This window comes from Streptomyces sp. NPDC046197 (assembly GCF_040646295.1).
Lineage (GTDB): Bacteria > Actinomycetota > Actinomycetes > Streptomycetales > Streptomycetaceae > Streptomyces.
In genome coordinates this window covers 1-20963 of the sequence record NZ_JBEYZY010000065.1, presented here as the reverse complement: position 1 = coordinate 20963, position 20963 = coordinate 1, and the positions used below count along the sequence as shown (strand labels likewise).

Annotated in this window: 22 protein-coding genes and 6 pseudogenes; 15 read left to right on the top strand and 13 right to left on the bottom strand. The window is 68.9% G+C overall.

Annotation, left to right across the window (positions count from 1 at the left end; genetic code table 11):
- The first annotated feature begins 160 nt into the window (after positions 1–160).
- From AB0A61_RS39780 to AB0A61_RS39760, 5 genes are all read left to right on the top strand, one after another.
- Positions 161–364, top strand: a complete 204-nt coding sequence (locus AB0A61_RS39780) for a hypothetical protein (protein WP_361304153.1) — start codon at positions 161–163, stop codon at positions 362–364.
- A 304-nt stretch (positions 365–668) separates the two neighbouring features.
- Positions 669–1898 carry a PP2C family protein-serine/threonine phosphatase gene (locus AB0A61_RS39775; RefSeq protein ID WP_361304156.1) on the top strand — a complete coding sequence of 410 codons (1230 nt, stop codon included), beginning with the start codon at positions 669–671 and terminating at the stop codon, positions 1896–1898.
- A 50-nt stretch (positions 1899–1948) separates the two neighbouring features.
- Positions 1949–2314, top strand: coding sequence for an STAS domain-containing protein (locus AB0A61_RS39770; protein ID WP_361304150.1), 366 nt, complete (start codon positions 1949–1951; stop codon positions 2312–2314).
- Positions 2315–2520: 206 nt separating this feature from the next.
- Positions 2521–2943, top strand: a complete 423-nt coding sequence (locus AB0A61_RS39765; RefSeq protein WP_361304147.1) for an Hsp20/alpha crystallin family protein — start codon at positions 2521–2523, stop codon at positions 2941–2943.
- A gap of 271 nt (positions 2944–3214) precedes the next feature.
- Positions 3215–3370 (top strand): hypothetical protein, encoded by a 156-nt coding sequence (locus AB0A61_RS39760; protein WP_361304144.1) that lies wholly within the window; start codon positions 3215–3217, stop codon positions 3368–3370.
- A gap of 83 nt (positions 3371–3453) precedes the next feature.
- Here AB0A61_RS39760 and AB0A61_RS39755 read toward each other — a convergent pair whose 3' ends face one another.
- Together AB0A61_RS39755 and AB0A61_RS39750 are read right to left on the bottom strand one after the other, a co-directional pair.
- Positions 3454–3606, bottom strand: a complete 153-nt coding sequence (locus tag AB0A61_RS39755; RefSeq protein ID WP_361304141.1) for a hypothetical protein — start codon at positions 3604–3606, stop codon at positions 3454–3456.
- Between the two features lie 207 nt (positions 3607–3813).
- Positions 3814–3972, bottom strand: coding sequence for a hypothetical protein (locus AB0A61_RS39750; RefSeq protein WP_361304138.1), 159 nt, complete (start codon positions 3970–3972; stop codon positions 3814–3816).
- Positions 3973–4398: 426 nt separating this feature from the next.
- Here AB0A61_RS39750 and AB0A61_RS39745 point away from each other — a divergent pair.
- Both AB0A61_RS39745 and ltrA read left to right on the top strand, forming a co-directional pair.
- Positions 4399–4674, top strand: a pseudogene (locus AB0A61_RS39745) (transposase); the annotation flags it as partial.
- Between the two features lie 591 nt (positions 4675–5265).
- The gene (gene ltrA / locus AB0A61_RS39740) at positions 5266–6630 is read left to right on the top strand and encodes a group II intron reverse transcriptase/maturase (protein WP_361304135.1); all 1365 of its coding nucleotides are present in this window, start codon (positions 5266–5268) and stop codon (positions 6628–6630) included.
- 100 nt (positions 6631–6730) lie between these two features.
- Here the strand turns inward: ltrA and AB0A61_RS39735 are convergent, their stop codons facing one another.
- The 8 genes and pseudogenes from AB0A61_RS39735 to AB0A61_RS39700 form a co-directional block, all read right to left on the bottom strand.
- The gene (locus AB0A61_RS39735; RefSeq protein WP_014675917.1) at positions 6731–7591 is read right to left on the bottom strand and encodes an alpha/beta hydrolase; all 861 of its coding nucleotides are present in this window, start codon (positions 7589–7591) and stop codon (positions 6731–6733) included.
- A 9-nt stretch (positions 7592–7600) separates the two neighbouring features.
- Positions 7601–8035, bottom strand: a complete 435-nt coding sequence (locus tag AB0A61_RS39730) for a hypothetical protein (protein ID WP_361304131.1) — start codon at positions 8033–8035, stop codon at positions 7601–7603.
- A gap of 235 nt (positions 8036–8270) precedes the next feature.
- A pseudogene (locus tag AB0A61_RS39725) lies at positions 8271–8565 on the bottom strand (transposase); the annotation flags it as partial.
- Between the two features lie 84 nt (positions 8566–8649).
- Complete coding sequence (locus tag AB0A61_RS39720; RefSeq protein WP_361304128.1) at positions 8650–9087, bottom strand: hypothetical protein; 438 nt, start codon at positions 9085–9087, stop codon at positions 8650–8652.
- The gene (locus tag AB0A61_RS39715) at positions 9059–9526 is read right to left on the bottom strand and encodes a sigma factor-like helix-turn-helix DNA-binding protein (protein WP_361304125.1); all 468 of its coding nucleotides are present in this window, start codon (positions 9524–9526) and stop codon (positions 9059–9061) included. The genes AB0A61_RS39720 and AB0A61_RS39715 overlap by 29 nt, the downstream gene beginning before the upstream one ends.
- A gap of 249 nt (positions 9527–9775) precedes the next feature.
- Entirely contained in the window at positions 9776–10378 is a 603-nt protein-coding gene (locus tag AB0A61_RS39710) for a transposase (protein WP_361304122.1), read from the bottom strand.
- A 121-nt stretch (positions 10379–10499) separates the two neighbouring features.
- Positions 10500–10676 (bottom strand): annotated as a pseudogene (locus tag AB0A61_RS39705) (transposase domain-containing protein); the annotation flags it as partial.
- Between the two features lie 270 nt (positions 10677–10946).
- A complete protein-coding gene (locus tag AB0A61_RS39700; protein ID WP_361304119.1) occupies positions 10947–11723 on the bottom strand; it encodes a LysR family transcriptional regulator in 777 nt (258 codons plus the stop codon).
- An 11-nt stretch (positions 11724–11734) separates the two neighbouring features.
- Between AB0A61_RS39700 and AB0A61_RS39695 the strand changes: the two are divergent.
- Both AB0A61_RS39695 and AB0A61_RS39690 read left to right on the top strand, forming a co-directional pair.
- Positions 11735–11938, top strand: a pseudogene (locus tag AB0A61_RS39695) (zinc-binding dehydrogenase); the annotation flags it as partial.
- The gene (locus tag AB0A61_RS39690; protein WP_361304116.1) at positions 11935–12336 is read left to right on the top strand and encodes a nuclear transport factor 2 family protein; all 402 of its coding nucleotides are present in this window, start codon (positions 11935–11937) and stop codon (positions 12334–12336) included. The pseudogene AB0A61_RS39695 and the gene AB0A61_RS39690, both read left to right, overlap by 4 nt.
- A 271-nt stretch (positions 12337–12607) precedes the next feature.
- Here AB0A61_RS39690 and AB0A61_RS39685 read toward each other — a convergent pair.
- A pseudogene (locus AB0A61_RS39685) lies at positions 12608–13030 on the bottom strand (LysR substrate-binding domain-containing protein); the annotation flags it as partial.
- 198 nt (positions 13031–13228) lie between these two features.
- Here AB0A61_RS39685 and AB0A61_RS39680 point away from each other — a divergent pair.
- Positions 13229–13348 (top strand): annotated as a pseudogene (locus tag AB0A61_RS39680) (IS110 family transposase); the annotation flags it as partial.
- 258 nt (positions 13349–13606) lie between these two features.
- Here AB0A61_RS39680 and AB0A61_RS39675 read toward each other — a convergent pair.
- Entirely contained in the window at positions 13607–16120 is a 2514-nt protein-coding gene (locus AB0A61_RS39675; protein ID WP_361304113.1) for a lysylphosphatidylglycerol synthase transmembrane domain-containing protein, read from the bottom strand.
- A 473-nt stretch (positions 16121–16593) separates the two neighbouring features.
- On the opposite strand from AB0A61_RS39675, the gene AB0A61_RS39670 reads away from it, so the two are divergent.
- The 5 genes from AB0A61_RS39670 to AB0A61_RS39650 all read left to right on the top strand — a co-directional run bounded on the left by AB0A61_RS39670 (position 16594) and on the right by AB0A61_RS39650 (position 20548).
- Positions 16594–16749 (top strand): hypothetical protein, encoded by a 156-nt coding sequence (locus AB0A61_RS39670; RefSeq protein WP_361304110.1) that lies wholly within the window; start codon positions 16594–16596, stop codon positions 16747–16749.
- Positions 16750–17111: 362 nt separating this feature from the next.
- Positions 17112–17330 carry a ferredoxin gene (locus tag AB0A61_RS39665; protein ID WP_228622888.1) on the top strand — a complete coding sequence of 73 codons (219 nt, stop codon included), beginning with the start codon at positions 17112–17114 and terminating at the stop codon, positions 17328–17330.
- Positions 17327–18730 (top strand): FAD-dependent oxidoreductase, encoded by a 1404-nt coding sequence (locus AB0A61_RS39660; RefSeq protein ID WP_361304107.1) that lies wholly within the window; start codon positions 17327–17329, stop codon positions 18728–18730. Before AB0A61_RS39665 ends, AB0A61_RS39660 begins: the two co-directional genes overlap by 4 nt.
- 60 nt (positions 18731–18790) lie before the next feature.
- Positions 18791–20047, top strand: a complete 1257-nt coding sequence (locus tag AB0A61_RS39655) for a cytochrome P450 (protein WP_361304104.1) — start codon at positions 18791–18793, stop codon at positions 20045–20047.
- 21 nt (positions 20048–20068) lie between these two features.
- Positions 20069–20548, top strand: a complete 480-nt coding sequence (locus tag AB0A61_RS39650) for an alcohol dehydrogenase catalytic domain-containing protein (protein ID WP_361304101.1) — start codon at positions 20069–20071, stop codon at positions 20546–20548.
- A 135-nt stretch (positions 20549–20683) separates the two neighbouring features.
- Here the strand turns inward: AB0A61_RS39650 and AB0A61_RS39645 are convergent.
- Positions 20684–20963, bottom strand: a 280-nt coding sequence (locus AB0A61_RS39645; RefSeq protein ID WP_361304098.1) for a transposase, incomplete at its 5' end; no start/stop codon positions are given.

The following is a 20963-nucleotide window of genomic DNA, read 5'->3' as shown; positions in this document are numbered from 1 at the left end:
ACCCGAACCCTCTACGACGAAGCCATCGCCTGGGCCCACCACGCCCAGCTCCAACCCGCTTCCGGTTGACACCAAACACGATGAGATGTCTGACCTCGTTGGGACCTTCGTGGGGGCGGGCACCCGGACGGTACTGCCATCGAGGAAGGGATGCGACGTTGTGATCGTCATAGCGGTGCTGCTGCCGGCGCTGGGTCAGTTGTTGCTGGTGATGGACCGTGTTGAGGATTGGCTGCCCGCACCGTCGACCAGCCCGCGACATGCTCGTGAGCGCCGTCATCTGAAGCTGATCCCCGGCGAAGGGAGCGGCTCTCCCTCCCGGCCGGCGGCCGTGGGGTCCGAGCGGCGCACGCACGCCGCATGAGTGCGAGGGGAAACGAGCGGGGCGCCGTCGGCGTGGGTGGGAGCGTCCCCTATTGATCCGGCAGCGTGGTTCATGAGGTGGCGCGGATGGGCGCAGACCAGCATCGCTGCCCCGTCGGCACGGCCTGAAGACGTAGCGGGATGTTCTTGCTCACGTGGGCGATGAGCACCCAGGACTTCAGCCGGGGTCAAGCCGACCTCAGAGGGAAGACGGGTAGAGGCGCACCTGTTTGCGGGCGGCGTTGATGCTGTGCCGAGGAAAGACGGTGCTTGCTGTGGATGACCAGACCGGTGATGGCCGGGGGATGCTGGAGGGTCTGCTGGCCGCCAGCCACCTGATTCCTCTGGAATTGTTGCCCTCCCGCGTTGCCGAGCACGCGGGAGCAGCGGGCCTGACCGGGGTGCTGATCTACGTCGGGGACGTGCAGTGCAACGTGCTGCGGCTGCTGAGCGGGTGCGGTGAGGACGCCGGCCAGGCAGGGGAGGGTCAGGAAGCCGAGCTGAAGGTCGAAGGGACGCTGCCGGGACGGGCCTACCAGTACGTCCAGGTCCTAGCCGACAGCTCCGCCGACGCGCAGGAGCACCGGTGGTGGGTGCCGCTGCTGGACGGAACAGAGCGCCTGGGGGTGCTGCGGGTCACCGCGGCCACGGACACCGCGCGGATACGGCAGGACATGGTGGGGCTGGCGTCGCTGGTCTCGCTGATCCTGGTCAGCAAACGCGGGCACAGCGACTCCTACGCGCGGTTGACGCGCACGGAGCCGATGAACATCGCGGCCGAGATGCAGTGGCATCTGATGCCGCCGCGCACCTACGCCGACGGCCGGGTGGTGATCTCCGCGGCGATGGAGCCGGCCTACCGCATCAGCGGGGACGCCTTCGACTACGCGACGGCCGGACCGGTTGTGCACCTGTCGATCTTCGATGCGATGGGGCACGACACCGCCGCCGGGCTGACCGCGAACCTCGCCATGGCCACCTGTCGCAACTCCCGCCGCCAGAACGCCGGCCTGGTGGAGATCACCGAACGGATCGAGCAGGCCCTGATCGAGCAGTACGGCAAGAGCCGCTACGCGACCGGGGTCCTGGCCGACCTCGACACCAGCACTGGCGTGCTGACCTGGGTCAACCGCGGCCACCACCCGCCGGTGATCATCCGCGGGGGGCGCTGGATCAGCGAGCTGCACTGCCCACCGGCCCACCCCATGGGTACCGGCCTGGGACTGAAGACGACCCTGTGTCGTGAGCAGTTGGAGCCCGGCGACCGTATCGTGTTCTACACCGACGGGATCACCGAAGCCCGCGGCCTGAGCGACGTGGAATTCGGTCTGAAGCGGTTCACCGACTTCCTCATTCGCCATCACGCCGACGGCCTGCCCGTACCCGAGACGCTGCGGCGTCTCGTCCATGCCGTCCTCGAATACCACGACGGGCGGCTGGAGGATGACGCCACCGTGCTGTTCTGTGAATGGCTCGGCCCCGACCCCGACACCACCACCGAGGCAGAGGCCCTGGCCGGCCTTGCCCCACCTTGACCCCCGGTCTCTCCCCTGGGTCCGAGAGCCAGCACAGGAGCACCCCGCCCATGAGCACCGACCTGAGCGTGAGCATGCGAGAAACCCGGGGCGATCTGGCGGTGGCCGCCGTGCGGGGCGTCCTGGACCTGCACACCACCCCCGCCCTGCACGAGCAGGCCACCGGCCTGCTGAACACCCACCGGGAACTGGTGCTGGACCTGTCCGGCGTCGGGTTCTGCGACTCTTCCGGCCTCAACACCCTCCTGCGCCTGCACCGCCACGCACAAACAGCCGGCGGCACCCTGGCACTGGCCTGCATCCCGGACCAGGTCATGCGCCTGCTCACCCTCACTGGCGCGAGTAGCGTTCTTGAGGTGTTCACTACTACCGACGAGGCTCTCACCGCCCTCAGTACCCCCCGCACTTCGCCCTGAATTCCGCGTCGGCCGGGAGAATCGCTCAGCCAGGGCGCCCGGTGCCGATGCGGACTACGCCTCCGGCCCAGCGGCCGACGCGGCCGGGTTGCGGCAGGCCATGTGAAGCCCCTGAGTTGAGTCGAGGGTTGTCAACTTTTCGACGTAGTGGGACATCAGAAGTAGACGGAATGCGGGAAGACGTCAAAGGAGAGGTGGAATGACAGATGCTGATGCGTACGGATCCCTTCCGCGAGCTTGACCGGCGCGTCGAGCGGGTCTGGGGCACGGCCGCACACCCGGCGGGCATGCCGCTGGACGCCTGGCGTGAGGGTGAGACGTTCTTCGTGGAGCTGGACCTGCCGGGCGTGGACCCGGAGTCGATCGATCTCGATGCCGAGCGCAACGTCCTGACGGTGAAGGCCGAACGCAAGCCGGCGTACGGCGACAACACCGAGACGGTGGTCACCGAGCGGCCCGCGGGGACGTTCAGCCGGCAGCTGTTCCTCGGCGAGACCCTCGACACCGACAAGATCGAAGCCTCCTACGAGGCCGGTGTGCTGAAGCTGCTGATCCCGGTCGCCGAGCAGGCCAAGCTCCGCAAGATCGCCATCAGCGGAGGCAGCGACCGCAAGGAACTGGGTGGCTGAGGCCACAGCAACTCCATCTCTTCAAGGGCCTCGGGTATCAGTCCGGTGCCCTGACGCCGTCTTTGGACCTTCGCGCGTAGGCGACCGCGGGGCGCCGGCAGGTGACAGTCCCCGTGGCCGGCCCGTAGCCCGGCCCCGCGCCTCAAAGCCCGACGCCGAGGGCGGGTGAGGGGCGCGGTGGGCGGGGTACGACGCCGGATACCTCGCCTCACGGCTCAGGCACCCCGTCGGGCCCGCTGACTACGCCACGCTGGCCTGGCTGTCCTCCTCGATGGGTATTGCCGCCGGCGCGCTCGGCTCCAGCCTGGACACCGAGGAGGCCGTGCGCCAGGCCACCTACAGCGAGCGCGAACGCCAAGCTCGTGACCGCGCCACGACATCCCGCGCCCCAGACAGGCGCGAGCACACCAGCAGCCACAGCGGCTGAGTCCTGCGCCGTGCCGGCCAATCGTGAGCCCTTCAGCCCGGCGGGGGCCGGGAGGCCTCTCGCGTCCGGCTCTGGGGAACGCATCAAGATGGGGCCGGGCCCTCAGGCTTCCCGCCGTCCGTGTCGAACACCTTGGTGAAGGTGGCCCCGCATCGGCAGCGGGAGTGCTCGATCAGGTCTCCCTCGGCCGACACGCTCAGCCCCTGGCTGAGCCGCACGTGCACATGATCATTCATGAGGAGCTGCTTTCCTTGGCCTCGTCTGGTCCGGTCATCGTGGAGGCCGACCGGGTGGAGCGACAATGCCGTAGCTCACACGTGAGTGCCGATCGTGACGCCCGCTTTTCATCCGAGGGTCCCGCCGCAGCGCCCAGGAAGTCGGCACGCCAAGTTCCTGGCATACAGTGCGCGCCCGCCGTCAAGGGCGGGCGCGCACTGTCCGGATCACCGGGACGGCTTCGTGGACGGCTGGGCTGCTCGTGCGCCGGGTTGCGGCTGCGGGTGGCCGGCGCGTTGCAGCATCGGCGCGGCGTGCCGCTCGGGGCGGTCGGCGCCCTCGGCCGGGACACGGCTGCGCGGCGCCTCGGCGTCGGGCAGCGGCACGGGTCGCGCGCCACCAGGCGTCCGACCCAGCGGCGGCCGCAGTGCTCGCAGGGCGGGGCGCCCTGCGGTGTATGCGGGAGGGAACGGCGGTGTTGTCGCGGTAGAAGACCTCCCACTCGGCGTCGAGAGCGTCGCGGTAGCGCTGGACGTCGTAGTCGACGCTCTAGCGGTGCCAGCACGCGCCGCAGGTGAACTCCACACGTGCGACAGCGGGTTCGGTGATCACTTCACTGCACCTCCCATGCGGTGTGCGGGAACGGTCCGGGGTGCTGACAGAAGATGACCGTCACCGGCGGCTCCGCGCTGCCCAAGGACGACATCGACCGCATGGTCCGCGAAGCCGAGCAGCACACCGAGGAAGACCGCACGGACGGCCTAGCTTGATCTTTAACGGCCGACGTCGAATGGTGCCTCGAACTTGATCACCCCCTCGCAGCCGACTGCCGCCGAGCCTGGGAGCAACCCAGTTCCCCGGACAGGCTCACTCCCGCGCGTGTCCGCCGCGACTTCCGACACATCCGCCCACAGACCGCCTGCCCGGCCAGAGCACCGAAACCCACCCTCCCCGGCCCCGGACGACCAGCGGGCCGAAAAAACACCCGTCCTGCACCCCGCCACGACGTGCACACACCCAAGGAGAGACAGCCAGCACAGGGACAAAAGAAGAGGTCAACCACCCCGAAGCCCCGCCGCACAGGTTAAAGATCAAGCGTACGTCCAGCAGTCCGGACGTCTTCCCAGCTCAGAAGGGATGTGAACGATGTAACCGGACGACAAGCTCAGGGTAGCCAGCCGGTGCAGGTCCGGCCCGGGGAGACGCCAGGGTCCCCGGTAGCTGACTCCCGGCGTCGCTCGAAAGGGTGGCGTCGAAGTGGAGTGACAAGCGCCCTTCGGGGGCGTGCAACCGGCCAGTCCGCAACATGAAGTGAAGCCTGCAGCGCCGTCATTTAACCCCCGCCCGTGGGCGGGCCAAGGAGGAGCCGAGCCTGTGCTTGAAAGGCGAAGGCCATGGAAGGCGATCTTGGACCTGGAGCGGTCGCCGAAGAACCTCCCGGCGTAAGGGGCGTGGAATGGTCGGACGGTTGTCCTGGGAACTGGAGAGAGCTTCCTCGGCCCCGCGCGTGCGGCGCGGGAAGCGTGGCCTGCCTATAACCGGCGGAACCGGGAAGTGGCGGGCTGTCGAGAGGCAGTCGGAGGGGGCCGTAGTAGTGCCGATCGGCGGGACAACACAACCTGCTGGGAGCGAAGGGCCCCTGCTTCATCGATGCGATCCGCGAACAGGGAGGGGCCCGGATGAGTGCCGTTTCGGCTAGATCCATCCGCCGGGAGGAAGGCACTGCAAGACCGGGTGGCCGTCCTTTGGACAAGGTCCGAACCTTGCAGCGGACGCTGTACCGCTGTGCCAAGCAAGAACCCGAACGCCGGTTTCATGCCCTGTATAGCCATGTCCACCGCATGGACGTTCTTCGGCGGGCATGGGCCGGTGTGTGCGCGAACCGAGGAGCCCCCGGCGCCGACGGTGTGACCGTCGATGCGGTGGCGGCCTCGGGGGTGGACGCATTCCTTCAGGACTTGTCGGAGAAGCTGCGGACGTATACGTATCGTCCGTCAGTGCTGTGGCGGGTCCAGATTCCCAAACCGGGACGGCCGGGGGAGTACCGGCCGTTGTCGATTCCCACCGTGGCGGACCGGGTGGTGATGACGGCCGCGAAACTGGTCCTGGAACCGGTCTTCGAGGCCCAGTTCACCGAGGCGAGCTACGGATTCCGGCCCAAGCGGTCCGCGATCGACGCGTGCGAAGCCGTGCGCGTCGCGGCGAACCAACGGCGGGAATGGGTCTTCGAGGCCGACATCCGGGACTGCTTCGGAACGATCGACCACGACGCGCTCATGGCCCAGGTGGCCCGGCATGTCGTGGACCGACCGATGCTGAAACTGATCCGGACCTGGCTGCGGATGGGAGTCCTGGAGGGCGGGGCGACCTCCCCGACCGGGGCGGGAACCCCGCAGGGCTCACCGATCTCCCCGCTGCTGGCCAACATCGCCCTGCACGTCCTCGACGAGGCGTGGCAGGACGAGGGGCGCCGACTGGGGGTGCTGGTGAGGTACTGCGACGACTTCGTCGTCCTGTCGTCGACCAGACAACGGGCCGAGCAGGCTCAGCAGTTGGCGGCGAAAGTGCTGGAACGACTCGGGATGCGACTGCACCCCGAGAAGTCCGGCATCACCTGCCTCACCCGAGGTGGGCAGGGCTTCGATTTCCTCGGCTTCCACCACCGGAAAGTGGAATCGTGGAAATGGCGAGGCAGGTTCTACCTGCAACGCTGGCCCTCGGCCAGAGCGATGCAGGTGCTGCGGGACAAGGTCCGCGCGGCTACCGCCCGCTCGAAGACCGAACGGCCGGTGTCAGCCGTGGTCGCCGACCTCAACCCCGTGCTGCGGGGCTGGTCAGCGTACTTCCGCCACGGGAACTCCGGGCGGAGATTCAACGCCGTCGACGGCTACGTCCACGAACGGCTGGCCATCTTCGCCAGCCGGAAACACAGACTCCGCGGCCGGAACTGGACCACCCGATTCACCTACGGATGGATCTCCCGGCTCGGGGTCTACCGCCTCACCGGAAACGTGCCCAGGGCGACGGCGCATGCCAGTCGGTGAACGATGTCGGAAAGCCGTGTGCGGGAGAACCGCACGCACGGTTTGAAGCGGCGGGGGCTGGAAACGGAGCGGAAGCCACCGCGCCAGTCCCCGACCCTACTTAGGAGCCGGTCCGCTTCTCGATCCGCTCCAGGGCCTGCCCCAGGTATTGGGCGAAGCGCGGGTAGTTCTCGCTCATCGGGAAGTGGCCGATCTCCTTCATCTCGATGAACTCTGCTCCGCGGATGGCCTCTGCGGTCCGGCGCCCGTCCTCGGGGGTGGTGAGGTAGTCGTACTCGCCGGTCAGCATGATCACGGGACACCGGTCGCCGTCGATGTCGTCCAGCCGGTCCCTCAGATCGTGGTCGACCGAGTAGAAGTACAGGTCGCCCTTGAACGCCTCCGATCCCTGGGTGTAGTAGAACCAGGTTGCCCAGCGGTCCTGCTCCGGGGACTGCGGTGCCATGAGGTCCCACACGCCGCTGGCGCACACCTGGGCGGCATTGGCGTGGGGATGCTGCCACCAGTCGAGGTAGAAGCCGGGTGAGTAGTCCGCGCCCTCGACGGGGATCACCGCTTTGAACCGGTCCGGGTGCCGCAGGGCGAGTTGCAGGGCCACGTTCCCCCCGAACGACGACCCCATGAAGATCGGGTCCTGCAGTTCGAGGGCGTCGCAGAAGGCGACGATGAAGGACGTGAAGTGGTCCGCGGTGAGCCGGTACTCCTCCTTCCACCACTCCTGGTTCCACGGCGGGTCCGACTTGCCGTGCCGGGCGAGGTCGTAGGCGATCACCCGGTAGCGGCCGGTGATCTCCTCGTCCTCGAGGAGGCCCCGCCACTGGTGGTTGTGGCAGCCCGCTGTGTGCTGGCACACCAGAGGCGTGCCCTGCCCGTTCTCCAGGTAGAACACCCTGTACTGCGCGTCCTCCACGTCGATGGTGACGTAGTGGCCGGTGACTGGAGAGATCCTGCCGCTGACCATGGGGAGCTCCTATGTCTCACGAGGGGATGGGGCGGGCCCGGCCTCGTCTGCCGGCCCGAGGGGGCCCGTGACGCGCAGCAGCTCCAGCTGCCGGGTCACGCAGCGCAGGTTCTGCATGAGCACGAGCAGGTCGCCCTCCAGGCGCATGCCCCGCCGGAACGTGGCCGCCCAGATGCCGTGGCACATCGGCGGAGGCGTCTCCCGGCAGAAGCCCTGCCATGTCTCCGCGTCCGCGCGGATCGCGAAGTCGTAGGCCACCAACGGCTCGGGGTCGGTGATCAGTTCGTCCACCTTTCCCTTGTGCATCCGCACGAGGAACCGGTGGGGGTCCATGTCCAGCAGGAAGCTGCACGAGTAGTACGTGCCGTGGGCCTGCAGTTCCGGATCGTCGTCGCTCAGCCGACGGAATTCCTCCGCCGCGTCGGTCGTCGTCGCTGATGTCATGCGCCACCTCGAGACGTGTCGTCGCTGCCGTACGCCGGGACGTCGCACCGGCACGGTGACCAGCCGATCGCCGGCCGGCGACCACTTCCCGGCCTCGCTCCTTCCAGCCTGGGCATCCTGTCGGCCGCCTGCAATCCGGGTGCGGGCCCCCGGGCAGACGGAACCCTTCGCAGAGGTCCTCTTCCTGTTCGTGGTCGAAGACCTCTGGTACCGGGACGCAGCGCTAGCTTGATCTTTAACCTGTGCGGCGGGGCTTCGGGGGTGGTTGACCTCTTCTTTTGTCCCTGTGCTGGCTGTCTCTCCTTGGGTGTGTGCACGTCGTGGCGGGGTGCAGGACGGGTGTTTTTTCGGCCCGCTGGTCGTCCGGGGCCGGGGAGGGTGGGTTTCGGTGCTCTGGCCGGGCAGGCGGTCTGTGGGCGGATGTGTCGGAAGTCGCGGCGGACACGCGCGGGAGTGAGCGTGTCCGGGGAACTGGGTTGCTCCCCGGGACGGCGGTGGTCGGCTGCGAGGGGGCGGGCGAGACGCAGTCGACCTGTACGACTCTCCATCGGCCGCAGCCACCGCCGGGAGGAGATGATCTGGCCTCGCCTCTCCTTGTCCTGACCCAGCCCCCGTCAGGGGCCGCGTTCGCTGAGGTTGCCTGTCCTGGCCGCCCTCAGGTCGGGTCCGGAGGGCCGCGTTAATACTCCAGTCAGAATTCGTGTCCTGAGCTGGCTCTTCTTCGGTAGTGGCAGCGGCGGGCGATGGCTTGGTGGCGTCTGCGCCTTGCCGCCCATGCCGTTGAGGAAGCCGTCGTGCCAGGCGGTGGCGGGGTCGTAGCACTTCCAGAAGTCGTCGGTGTCGAGGTCGGCCTGGGCGGCGTCGGTGAGCGGGTACAGGAGGTCGGCCGCGGTGGTGAGTTCGTCGGCGGGGGTCGTCGGCTTCTCCTTCGGGTGTTGCGGGTGGCGCGCCAGGCGGCGCGGGCGGCGTACAGCAGCGCGCAGTCGATGGGCCAGGCGAGGACGATGAACGCGAGCGGGCTGCTCATGCGGCGGCCTTCTTACTGGCGGCACGCTGCCGCCGGCACAGGTTGGCGACGGCGGACTCGCCTTTGCCGACCGTGCCGCGCACGGGCCCGGCTCGGCGGTCGCATCCCCAGTGCCGGGAGGGCTGTTCGCCTTCGTGCCACCAGCCTCGGAACGCGGTGCGTGCCCGGCCGATCAGGGAGCGGAACGTCTGGTCCTCGATGTCGAGGAGGCGTGCGGCGTCTGGGTGGTCGCCTGTGGCGGCGAGCGCGGCGAATGCTTCCCGTTGCCTTGGTGTGAGCGCGGCCAGGATCTGCTCCAGGGCTACGCGTTCGACGATGCCGGGTTCGGGGCTGGATACGGCGCGGCCTGCCCATTCCCAGTACATGGCGTATCGGGCGCCGTTGTTCCTGGTGTCTGTGCGCGCGCCGTGGTGGCGCATCGTGGTCTTGACGTCCTCGGCCAGGGCTCGGCGACCGGCTTCCATCAGTTCGGTGCGCCGCGGTTCGCTGTCGGCGGTGTACAGGTGCTCGACGATGCCGTGCCGGGCGGCGGCGTACAGGTCGTCTCGGTCGCCTGCGGGCCACCAAGTGCGTTGTTGGAGACGACGGCGCGGGCGAGCCGGTCGAGGGTGGGGAGTGTCCAGCCCCAGTGGATTCCGTCGCTCTCGCAGGGCCCGGGAATGTCGGCCGGCGAGTCGACGGGCTCGAGGGTGAACGATCCGACGCTGGCCCCGTCAGTGATCTGCCGGATCTGTCGCGCATCGATTGTGCCCGTTCATGATCGTGTGGCGGAGCGCGTAGTACGCGGATTCATGTTCCCACCGCTGGTGATAGAGGCTCACCGGCGCGGTGGCGGGGTGACGGCGGGCGTCGGTCAGGGTGGTGACCAGTCGGTAGGACCCGGTGAAGAACGTGCCGTCCGCGCAGGTCACGGCGATTCGTGCATCGATGATCCGGACTTTCACGGTGCCGATCACCGACAGGTAGGAGCCGTCAGCGAGGCGGGTGAGGACCGGCGTGCGCCGGTTGCTGCGGAGCCGGCCCAGGACCTGGGCCCCGGTGTCGGTGACCTGGGCGAGGAAGGCGTTGCTGTCGAATCCTTTGTCCCACAGCACCAGCATGTCCGGCCGCAGCAGATGCAGCGGCCGGCAGGCGTAGCTTGTCTCGCCCTCGGCGGTGGGGCCGAACACCGCGCCAAGCAGAGCGCGGGTGCCGGTCTCGACCAGCGTCATCAACTCCAGCGTCGGATAGCCATGATGCGAAGTCCTGCCCAGCCAGGCCCGGTTCCGTTCGGAATCGGGAACCCTCAGCGAACTGCAGCCGTCGAACGACACCATCCGGTACGAACCGAAACGCACACCTGGCGTCGTAGGCCCGGGCCAGCAACCCGGCCAGCACCTCGAACAACGCCCGCACCGGCGCGCTGCCAAGCCGCCGGCGCAGGTCACGCAACGCCTTCGCCGACGGACTGGCCACCGGCATCCCGGACAGACCTGCGGTCAGCTTGTCCCAGACAAGGCGATAGCCGACCTCAGGGAACAGACACATCGCCAGCAAGAAGTAGACCCCGACCCGCGACGGAAGATCACGCAGCCGCTGCTGCACCGTCCTCGTCTCCGCAAGGACCGCGTCCACCAGCTCAAACGGCACGACCGCCGTCAGCTCCCCCCGATGCCCAGGAGCGAACCGGCCCCCAGCCACGGTGACCGTTCGGGTGATGGCCGTCAGCGCAGGCGGCAGGACACAATGACGGGGCAACGGAGCTCCTTCGGGACAAGCTGTCTTGGTCGACCGCCTGTACCAACGAGCTCCGTTGCTCTGTGCCGAGAATCCTTCAACTCACTGGCGTGACCTACGGAAACGCTAACTTGGGGGAGGCCCCGTTCAGTGCCAAGCGGGTCCCGGTCAGGCTGCCGGGGCGGTCAGGACTGCCTTGGCCGCCAGCCGGAAATTCCTGATCATCGGATTCGGGTCGCCCTTGCGGCTGACCAGGACGACCTGGCTGGGGGGAGCGCCCTCGATCGGGACGGTGACGAGGTTGGGACGCAGTGAGCTACGCCGATCGCCGACCGGTAGCACGGCGATCGCCCTGCCGCTCGCGACGAGTTCGAGCTTGTCCTCGTAGCTCTCGATCGGCGGCACGCCGACCCCGAGGACCCGGTAGGAGGTCCAGTCCGCGGTCTCGAACGCGCACGGCGCCGCCTCCTCGCCGGCCAGTTCTTCCGCGGTCACCGACGTGCGGTCGGCCAAGGGGTGGCCGCGCGGGACCACGAGCATCCGGGGCTCCTCGTACAGCGGCGTGGTGAACACGTGGTCGGCGGCGAGCGGCAGCGGGGCCCGCGCGATCAGGGCGTCGATGCGCTTGTCGGACAGCGCCCCGACGTCGCGGCAGCTCAGGTACCGGCTGGCGATCTCGGCGTTGGGGTAACGGCGGCGCAGTTCCCGTACGGCGGCAGTGATCACCAGGTCTTCAACGTAGCCGATGGCGATTCGTTCGGGCTCGGCTTGTTCACGCACGGCCAGCTCGGCGTGGCGGGCGGCCTGCAGCAGGGCTTGGGCCCGGGGGAGGAACCTCTGGCCGGCCGGAGTGAGCCGGGTGCCCTGGGGTACGCGGTCCAGCAGTCGTGTGCCGAGATACTTCTCGAGCCGTTGGATCTGGCGGCTCAGCGCAGGCTGGGCCACGTGCAAGTCGGACGGCGCGTCTGGACATCGTCGTCTCGAACATTCAGGTACGTTCCAACGGCCCCCAGCTCGCCGAGATCGGGCGCCTGTTCGACGAGGGCAAGCTCCAGGTCGGGGTGGACAGCACCTACCCGCTGTCCGAGGCGGGCAGCGCACACACGCGAGCCGCGCAGGGTCACCTCCAAGGCAAGATCGTGCTGACGGTGGTCTCGTGATCGCCGAACTCCAGCAGGCGGTGGCGAACTACGCCCACGCCCTGGACGAGCTGAATGTGCCCGAGCTGGAAACGGTCCTGACCGAAGACACCACCTGGACCTTCACGATGCCCGGACAGGGGAGGCTCGGCCCGGTCGCCGGACGCGCGGCGGTGCTCGACTTCATCCGTGACGGGCACACGGCCCAGACCGGAAGGGTGCGGCACCACCCGGGCAATGCCGTGGTCACGACGACGGACGCCGCCACCGCCGAGGTGCCGGCCTATCTGCTGCAGACGAGGAACACCGGCGAGAGCATCCAGATGATCTCGACCGGGGTCTACACGTTCAGCCTGCGACGGTCCGACGGTAGGTGGCGGATCGCCGAGCTCGCCCTGACGCTGGACAACGCCTTTTAGGGCGGGACTAGGTGTATTGACCCGCAGCGGCGCGGTCGTTCGGCACGTCGCCGAACGCGGCGGCGATCTGCTTCAACGTCAGCAGCCAGGAGACCGTCAAGACGTTCGTGTCCTGCACTCTCGGCAAACTCGGGCTTCGCGACCGCGTTCAGGTTGGTCGTGTACGTCTACCGCCGGGGCTGGTGATCTGATGCGGGTCCGCACAGCGGCCGGCCGTGCGGCATCAAGGTGGTCGCGTCGACGTATGGGGGAAGCGGCCGGACGGCGCCGACTACGACGACGCTCCGCCCATGGCCGGCGCGGTTCGCGCCAGCCCGCGCAGCCAGGCGTGGTCGGTGTCGTAGCGCTGATGCCATGACAGGTATATCGGTGCCGACGGCAGTTCGAGGGGGAGGGGGAGCACGACCAGGCCGAGGTCGGCGACCGCTGACCGTGTGGTGGCTTCGGGGACGCTGATCAGGAGGTCGGAGCCGCGCGCGAACTCCAGCGCGGCCGCTTCGGTGGGCGCGGTCGCCACCACGCGGCGGGTGAGGCCGAGCCGTGCGAGGGCGTTGTCGATGGCATTGCTGAGGTTTCCACGTCGCGAGACGGCCACGTGCTCAGCGGCGGCGTACCGCTGTGCGGTGACGGTCCTGACGCGGGTGAGGGGATGCCCCTGCCTCACGACGATGACGAGGGGGGTCTCGCCCACGTTCGACCGGCAACGGACCCGTGTGGCTCCCCGTTACCTTCTCCGTGGCCCTGTAATGGGGTTCCCGGTCTCCGGGTCCGGTATGACTTGCTCCCCCTGTCGGTCATGGTCGAAAAGGTGGTGTCGCCGGTCTCGGAGGCATTGGCAGACCGCTGATCAGGGGCATGACCGCTCGTATCCGTCCTTGCTGGGGAGGGGTGTGTGAACGACACGGACGAGATCGATGTGTCCCTCGGTCTGGACGTCGGCAAGGGCGAACATCACGGCACCGCGCTGACTCCATCGGGAAAGAAAGTGTTCGACAAGCGGCTGCCCAACACATCGGTTTAGATCAACGACAAGCCTCATCTGGAACCCCGCTCCTTTCTGGGGTCGCTGCGACCGCAGACTCCGCACCCCCTCTGCGCTCGGTCCACTCAATGAGTTGGTCTGCCTCGCTCACGGGATCAGCTCGGCGGGAGGCCTCGCAACTCGGTATCTGCGCACACGGCGATCCACCGGATACCCGCCCGCCTGGGGCCTGGGGCCTGGGGCCTGGGGCCTGGGGCCTGGGGCCTGAGGCCGGCGGCGGCAGTGGCGTCAGGCGTAGCCCTTGCGCTGTACGGCGCGCAGAGCCAGGGCGCCCAGTGGGACGTTCAGCCAGAAGGTGAGCAGCCGGTAGACGAGCACGGACGAGGTGGCTGCGCCGGCCGTGACGCCGAGCGCGGTGAGACCGGCGATGAGGCCGGCTTCGAGGGCACCCAGTCCGCCAGGTACAGGAGCCGCGTTGGCGACGAGGCGTGCCGCCATGTAGACGGCACCGGCCTGGACGAAGGGAAGATCAGCGCCGAACGCGCGCACGCTCAACGCGAGTCCGACGACCTGGATGAGGGGCAGGCCCAGCGCGCCGGTGACGAGGAGAGCCAGTTTGGCGGGATCGGAGGCGACCCCCGTCACAGTCGACGCCGCCGCCCGCAGGAACGGCCACACCTTTTCGCGGAGGAAGCGTCGGCCGACCGGGGTGACACCGAGCAGACCCCCTGCCGCGAGGGCCAGGGCGATGGCCGGCAGCACGTACCGGCCTGTCGGCACGTGCAGGTGCGCTCCGGTGCGGTGCCGTCCGGCCCAGGCGAAAAACCAGGCGGCGAGCACGGCGTTGGAGACGGCGCTGACGAGACTCTGCAGGCCGACGGAGGCCGTGGCGGCCCCGGTCTCGATCCCCGTCTTCTGCAGGTAGCGCAGGTTGAGCGCCATGCCGCCGACGTTGTTCGGAGTGATCCGGTTCAGGAACGAACTGGCGAACTGCACCTGGTACGTGGGGCCGAACGGCAACCTGGCCGGAATGGTGCCCATTTGAAGGCAGGTGGAGAACACCTGGGAGATGAAGGTGACGGGCAGTGCCGCGAGCACCCACCACCAGTCGGCCTTTCGCAACGCGGCCACCACCGCTGGGGCACTGGCGAACTGCGGCAGCACCAAGTGCAGGACAAGGAATGCACCGACCAGGCCGAAGATGGTCTTCCAGGTGAAGCGCGCGAGGGGCGCGAGGGGAGCGGGCTCGGCACCGGTCGCCTCCACGACCGCGGCAGAGAGGTCACGCAGCAGGCTCGGGCGGCCGCCGGGGCGCACCGCGCGCCGCTTGGTGCCCGCTCCCGCCGCTCGAGCGCGGGCCTGGTCGTGCCGGGCGACCTCGCGCCGTGCGGGGCCGAGGAGCGCGAGCGGCTGCAGGTAGGGCAGGGCTGTTGCCAGCAGCGGCGGGCCGAGGCCGGCCAGCGCACACTGGGTGGCGCGTGGCACCCCGATGCGTGTCGCGGTGGTGGCCAGCAGTTCGGCAATGTCGCTGCCGAGCGCGTCGGGCGTGGCGCCCAGCCGGGCGCGTGCGAACGCGATGAGGCGGGACGCACCGTCCGGCTCGACGAGGATGTGTTCCGGGCGCAGCGCCCGGTGCGCCAGTCGGTGCTTTTGGAGGCGGGCCACGGACGTCCATACGCCGGTGAGTATCTCGTCGGTCATCTCCTCGCCCGGGAACGCGGACAGCGGACGGGCGGCGTGTTCGACCGTCACCAGGAGTGCGCCGCCCTTGGCCACCGGGTACGCGATCACCGGCTCGGCCGCCCGGGCGCCGGTACGGCCTGCGAACACGAGCATGAGGAGTTCGTGCTCGACCGCGGCGAGTGGGGTGTGCGCGTCCGTGTCGGCGGGGTGGCGCAGCAGCGCGAGCCGGGCCAGCCGGTGGAAGAGATCGCGGTTGCGGTCCTCGGGGCCGAGCACCTGTACCGTGAGCCGCGCACCGGTGGTGGTCTCGGCGCCGTAGCCGGCCCCTTCCCCGGAGCGCTGATCGGGTGACGGCGTCTCCCGCAGCGCGGCGAGCGGGATCCCGCAGGCGACGAGTGCGTCGGCGACCGCGTGCGGGGCCGGCCGGTCCGCCGGGGCTCCGGCCAGCAGCAGCACGGCCGATCCGGCCACACCTCCTACGGCGAGCGCGGCGACTGCCTCCAGCGGCGTGATGGCGGCGGCTGTGATGCTCAGCCCGGCGCACCCGACGGTCAGCGTCCACCACGTCCGCCGCAGAGGCGTGTCCAGCCACGGACCTGCCGCCACGACCGCCGCAGCGCAGGCGGCCAGGTACGATGCCGGCGGCCAGCCGGCATCCACCAGCGCGCCCCGCCCCGCCAGCACCTGCGGCCATACGCCTGGTCTGCTACGCGTCATGGCCAGGTGGGTGACGGGCCACGAAAGCAGCGCGCCCAGCGCCGCCGCGGGCACGATCCGGAGAATCGCGTCGCCCCGCCGCCGGGCGACCAGTACGCCGACGGCCACCACCGGCGCGACGACAGCGACCACCTGCACCGCCCCGACGACACCATCGCGCAATCCCGGCGGTAGCGCGGTCGCCGCGTCGAGCAGCCCCTGCTGCATCCTGCGGGTGGGTGCGAGCGCCGCGACGGCCGGCAGCACCGCCACCACCAGCACTGCGCCGGAGACGAGCAGCCGCGACAGATCGGCCGCCCGGCGCACCTGACGCGGCGGCGGAGCGTCGATCAGCGGCGTCGCCGCGGCCTGAGCACCTCCGGCAGCAACGGAGGGTGGGAGGATGCCAGGGCGTTCACTCACAGCCGGCCGCCCAGGCGGATCCGGCCTTGGTCATGTCGGCTCCTCGTCGGCGGGCCGAGGCCCGAGGCGGGCTCTGGCGGGCACCGCCGCTTCATCCGACCAACTGATGCGGGCAGACGGGTCCGCTCTTCCGTCATTCGAGCGCGTCCTGGAGCGGTCCGCAAACCCACGCCATCCAGAGCACGTGCTGGGGTGTTGATCGGCCTTTGTCGCTCCTCCTCTGCATCGTGCTCGCCATGTGTCCCGCCCTCGGAAGACAGCGGCCTCGAAGTCCTGGCCGGGCAGTCAGGGCGTAGGGCAGGTGCGTCACCCCGTCGCTCTGCCAGAGGCTGTCTGGCGGGGAAGGGGAAGTGGATGTCGCGGCGGTTCAAGGCAGTATGTGACCGTCCGATGGCCCTGGATCGGACTGTCAGCGCATCCTCGAGGCCCTCGCGGACCGGCACGGGCTCCTCAACGGGTCTGGAAGTGAGGAGTTGGCAGCCAGAGTCGGCCTGGACACGGTGCCGGTCAAGGTGGAGGCACTGTGTTCGAAGGCGAAGCACCTATTCGTGCTGGGGTGGTTGGCCGAGCGGCAGCCGGGCCAGTTCACCCTCGCCCAGGGCCCGGCCGGGCGAGGCGGCGCGGCATGAGCGGGTCACCGAGCGGTACACGGTCGTCTCGGCCCCAGTGGTGCGGCCCCACAAGATCGTCCGCGAACAGACCGTTTGCGATCGTCGGAGGGCGGGACGAGTATTTTTTTAGGGCGCGACGACCGGGGCCCACCTGATGCCGACGCTGTCGATGTACCGCCCTCTTCCAGCTGTGACGCTCACAGCCGACAAGCGTCACCGTGAACGCCACCGACTGAGCAGGTTCGGTCCTGTTCGCTGCGGGCAACGGGTGGGACATCCAGCCCGGTCGCCTCACGGGAGGCTTGAGAACCGTGCCACAGCTTCATGACCGAGTCGATGGTCGCCGTGGGGGCGGTAGGCAGAACGGAAGGAGTCTGCCCATGCGGATCGTCGTGGACCTGAATCGATGCCAGGGATACGCACAATGCGTGTATCTGGCGCACGAGGTCTTCAGGTTGAATGGTCAAGAGGCGCTCACCTATGAGCCGAACCCCGACGACGCGCGGCGCCTGCAGGTCGAGCGAGCCGCTGCGGCGTGCCCCGTGCAGGCGATCGTCATCGACCGCTTGGACGGCGCGGAGCGGGGCGAGACGTCATGACCTTGCGGGCAACGGTCGCGGAGCTGGTGCGCGAGTTCCGGGCCAGCGGCCGGATCGTCATCGTGGGTGCCTCTCTGGCCGGGCTTCGGGCCGCGGAGACCCTGCGTGAGGAGGGCTTCACCGGTTCTTTGACCATCATCGGGGACGAGCCGTACGAGCCCTACGACCGTCCCCCGCTGTCCAAGCAGGTGCTCAAGGGCTGGGTGCCGGCCGATCACACCAAGCTGCCCCGCATGCGAGAAGTGGATGCGGACTGGCGGCTCGGGGTGGCCGCCGCCGGGCTGGACCGGGTCACCAAGCAGGTGCGCCTGGCCGATGGTGAGCAGGTGCCGTACGACCGGTTGCTGATCGCCACGGGCACCCGCGCACGCCAGTGGCCGAACCCGGTCGAGGCCGCCCTGGACGGGGTCCATACGATTCGCTCGCGTGATGATGCCGCGCAGCTGCAGAAGGCGTTGGCCGAGTCGCCGTCGCGGGTCCTGGTCATCGGCGCCGGATTCATCGGCTCAGAAGTGGCCTCTGTCTGCCGGGAGCTCGACGTCCCGGTGACCGTCGTCGAGCGGGGTTCGGCGCCGCTCGTCGGCGCGCTCGGTGGGGTGATCGGGGAGATCGCCGCGCAGATGCAGCGTGATCACGGTGTGGACCTGCGTTGCGGGCTGGGCGTGTCGTCACTTGAGGGCGATGCCACCGGACATGTGCGGCGTGCCGAGCTTTCGGACGGATCCACCGTCGACGCCGACGTGGTGGTGGCCTCGCTGGGGTCGATCCGCAACGTGGAATGGCTGGAGGGCTCTGGGCTGGCGGCCGGTTTCTGGGGCGTCGGGTGTGACGCCGGTGGCCGTGCCTTCGACATCAACGGTGTGGTCACCGACAGCATCTACGTGGCAGGGGATGTGGCGCGTGCGCCGCATGTGCTGTACGAGTACCAGTTCCTGGCGATGGAACACTGGGACAACGCCGTTTTCGGCGCCGAGGTCGCGGCGCACAACATGGTGAACCTCGAGCCCCACTACCGCCCGCATCTGCTGCTGCCCGGCTTCTGGTCCGGTCAGTTCGGCGTCAATATCAAGTCCGTCGGTGTGCCGCCGTTCGGTGACGAGATCGTCTTCACGCAGGGGTCTGTTGAAGAGCGTCGTTTCGCAGCGGCTTACGGTCACCGGGGTCGCATCGTCGCCGCCGTCACCTTCGATCACGGCAAGTGGCTGGAGTACTACGGAAAGCTGATCGAGCAATCAGGTCCGTTCCCGCCTCCGCCGCCGGGCTGGGACCAGCCGTCCGACACGAAGCCGATGCCGGCCGAGTTCCCGGACCCGAGGGTCCCGACGGCGATCCCCGACGTCGTCCTGACCGGCCATGCCCCGAGCGAGCGCACGGCCGAGTTCCGGCCGCGGCGTCACTGACGCGGCCCGCCGGGGCAAGCGTGCAAGCGGACAGCACCGACAGGAAGAAGGAGGGGAGCCGTGGTCGAGGAAACCCCCTGGCAGCAGGCCCTCCGCTACGCCAACCGCGCCAACCCGTACCCCTTCTACGAGGAACTCCGCAAGACACCGGTGGCGCGGCAGCCGGACGGCACCCATGTCGTCAGCACCTACCGGGAGATCGTCGCGCTGCTGCACGACCCCCGGGTCAGTTCGGACCCACGAAAGTGCCCCGCCCCGGCCGCGGCCCAGGCAGAGGGCTCGGCGGAGCCGATCAGGGAAGTGCTGAGGGAGCCGAACATCATTACGTGCGATCCACCCGAGCACGATCGGGATCGGCGGATGATGATGCCGCACTTCGTCGGGCCGCCTCCTTCCCCTCACTTGATCTCCGACCTGGAGCCCGAGATCCGCCGCATCGTCGGCGGACTCCTGGACGACATGAAGGGCAAGAACCGGATCGATGCCGTCGATGACTTCGCTTACCCCCTGCCGGTGACGGTGATCTGCAAGGTCTTGGGCGTGCCGCTGGAGGACGAGCCGCGCTTCCACCAGTGGATCGAGACCGCCCTGGACGCTTTGGACTTCGGCCCCGAGGCCGCCTCCGAAGAGATCCGAAACCGGCAGGCCGGGGGGCGACAGGCCGTGCGAGACTTCGGGCAGTTCGCAGTCGAGCTGCTCGACCGGTACGCCCGGCGGCCCGGCCCCGGCATGCTCTCAGCGTTGGTGAACGAGGACGGCCCGGAGGGACGGATGTCCAAGGGCGTGCTCGCGAGCAACGCCCTGCTCCTGATCTTCGCGGGACACGAAACCACGGTCAATCTCATCGCCCACAGTGTCCTCACCCTGCTGCGCCACCCCGACGCCCTCGAGAAGCTGCGGCGCCGGCCCGAGCTGAACGTGCCCGGGGTGGAGGAACTGCTGCGCTTCGAGTCGTCGGTGCAGTTCTGGCACACCCGCTCCGCCCTGCAAGACATCGACATCGCCGGCACCACCATCCCCAAGGGGGCGCCGATCTTCCTGGCGTACGGCTCGGCGAACCGCGACCCGGAACGGTTCACCGACCCCGACGAACTCGACCTCGAACGCCCCAACAACCAGCACCTCGGATTCAGTCAAGGCATCCACTTCTGCTTCGGCGCTCCGCTTGCGCGGCTCGAGGTCCAGGTCGCGGTCGGCGAGTTCGTCCGCCGGGTGCAAAATCCCCGGCTCGTCGAGGACCCGCCGCCGTACCGGCACAACCAGATCTTCCGCGGCCCGCGCCACGTCCTGGTCGACATCGACGGCATCCACGACTGACCCAGTGTCTAAAGGATCGCTATGCGGGCTTTTCAACTCGTCGGTTGGCGGCAGCCGCCCGAGCTGCGAGAGGTGCCGGTGCCCGAGCCCGGGCCGGGGCAGGTCCTGGTGAAGGTAAGGGGTGCCGGTGCATGCCATTCCGATCTGCACATCATGCAGGCACCCGAACCGCTACCCGGCTTCACACATCTGCCTTTCACGCTCGGCCATGAGAACGCGGGATGGGTGCAACGGCTCGGACCCGGTGTTACCGGGTTCGCGCCGGGAGATCCTGTGATTGTCTACGGCTCCTGGGGCTGTGGGGTGTGCGCCAACTGTCGTCAGGGCCGGGAGAACTACTGCGAGGGCCTCGGTGGTCAGGGACCGGGTCTGGGAGGTGGTCACGACGGCGGCATGGCCGAGTACCAGCTGGTCCCCGCGGCGCGATACCTGACTCCGGGGGCAGCCTGGACCCCCGCCAAGCCGCCCGCTCAGCGATGCCGGACTGACCGGAGTTCTTGAGCGCAGGCCCCTCCCTTCAGGGAGGGGTTGGCTCATCCTCGGCGCGGAGTCGCGCAGCGGCGGAGTTCGCTGCCTTGTCAGTGGCCGCCGATACAGTGATCACATCAACTGGAGGGGGTGCCTCTATGTCTTTCGTCAAGCGAGCTGTGGGGGTCGGGGCTCGTAGAAGGTTCCGTCGCGGAGCATGGCGAACAGGACGCTGATGCGGTGGCGGGCGAGGCGGAGGAGGGCCTGGGTGTGGGTTTTGCCCCGGGCTCGGCAGCGGTCGTAGTAGGTGCGGGAGGCGGGATCGTGGAGGGCGGCGAACGCGGAGAGGAACATCGCGCGTTTGAGCTGGCGGTTCCCGCCTCGCGGAGCATGTTCGCCGTGGATCGAGGTCCCGGACGATTTGGTGGCCGGTGCAAGGCCGGCGTAG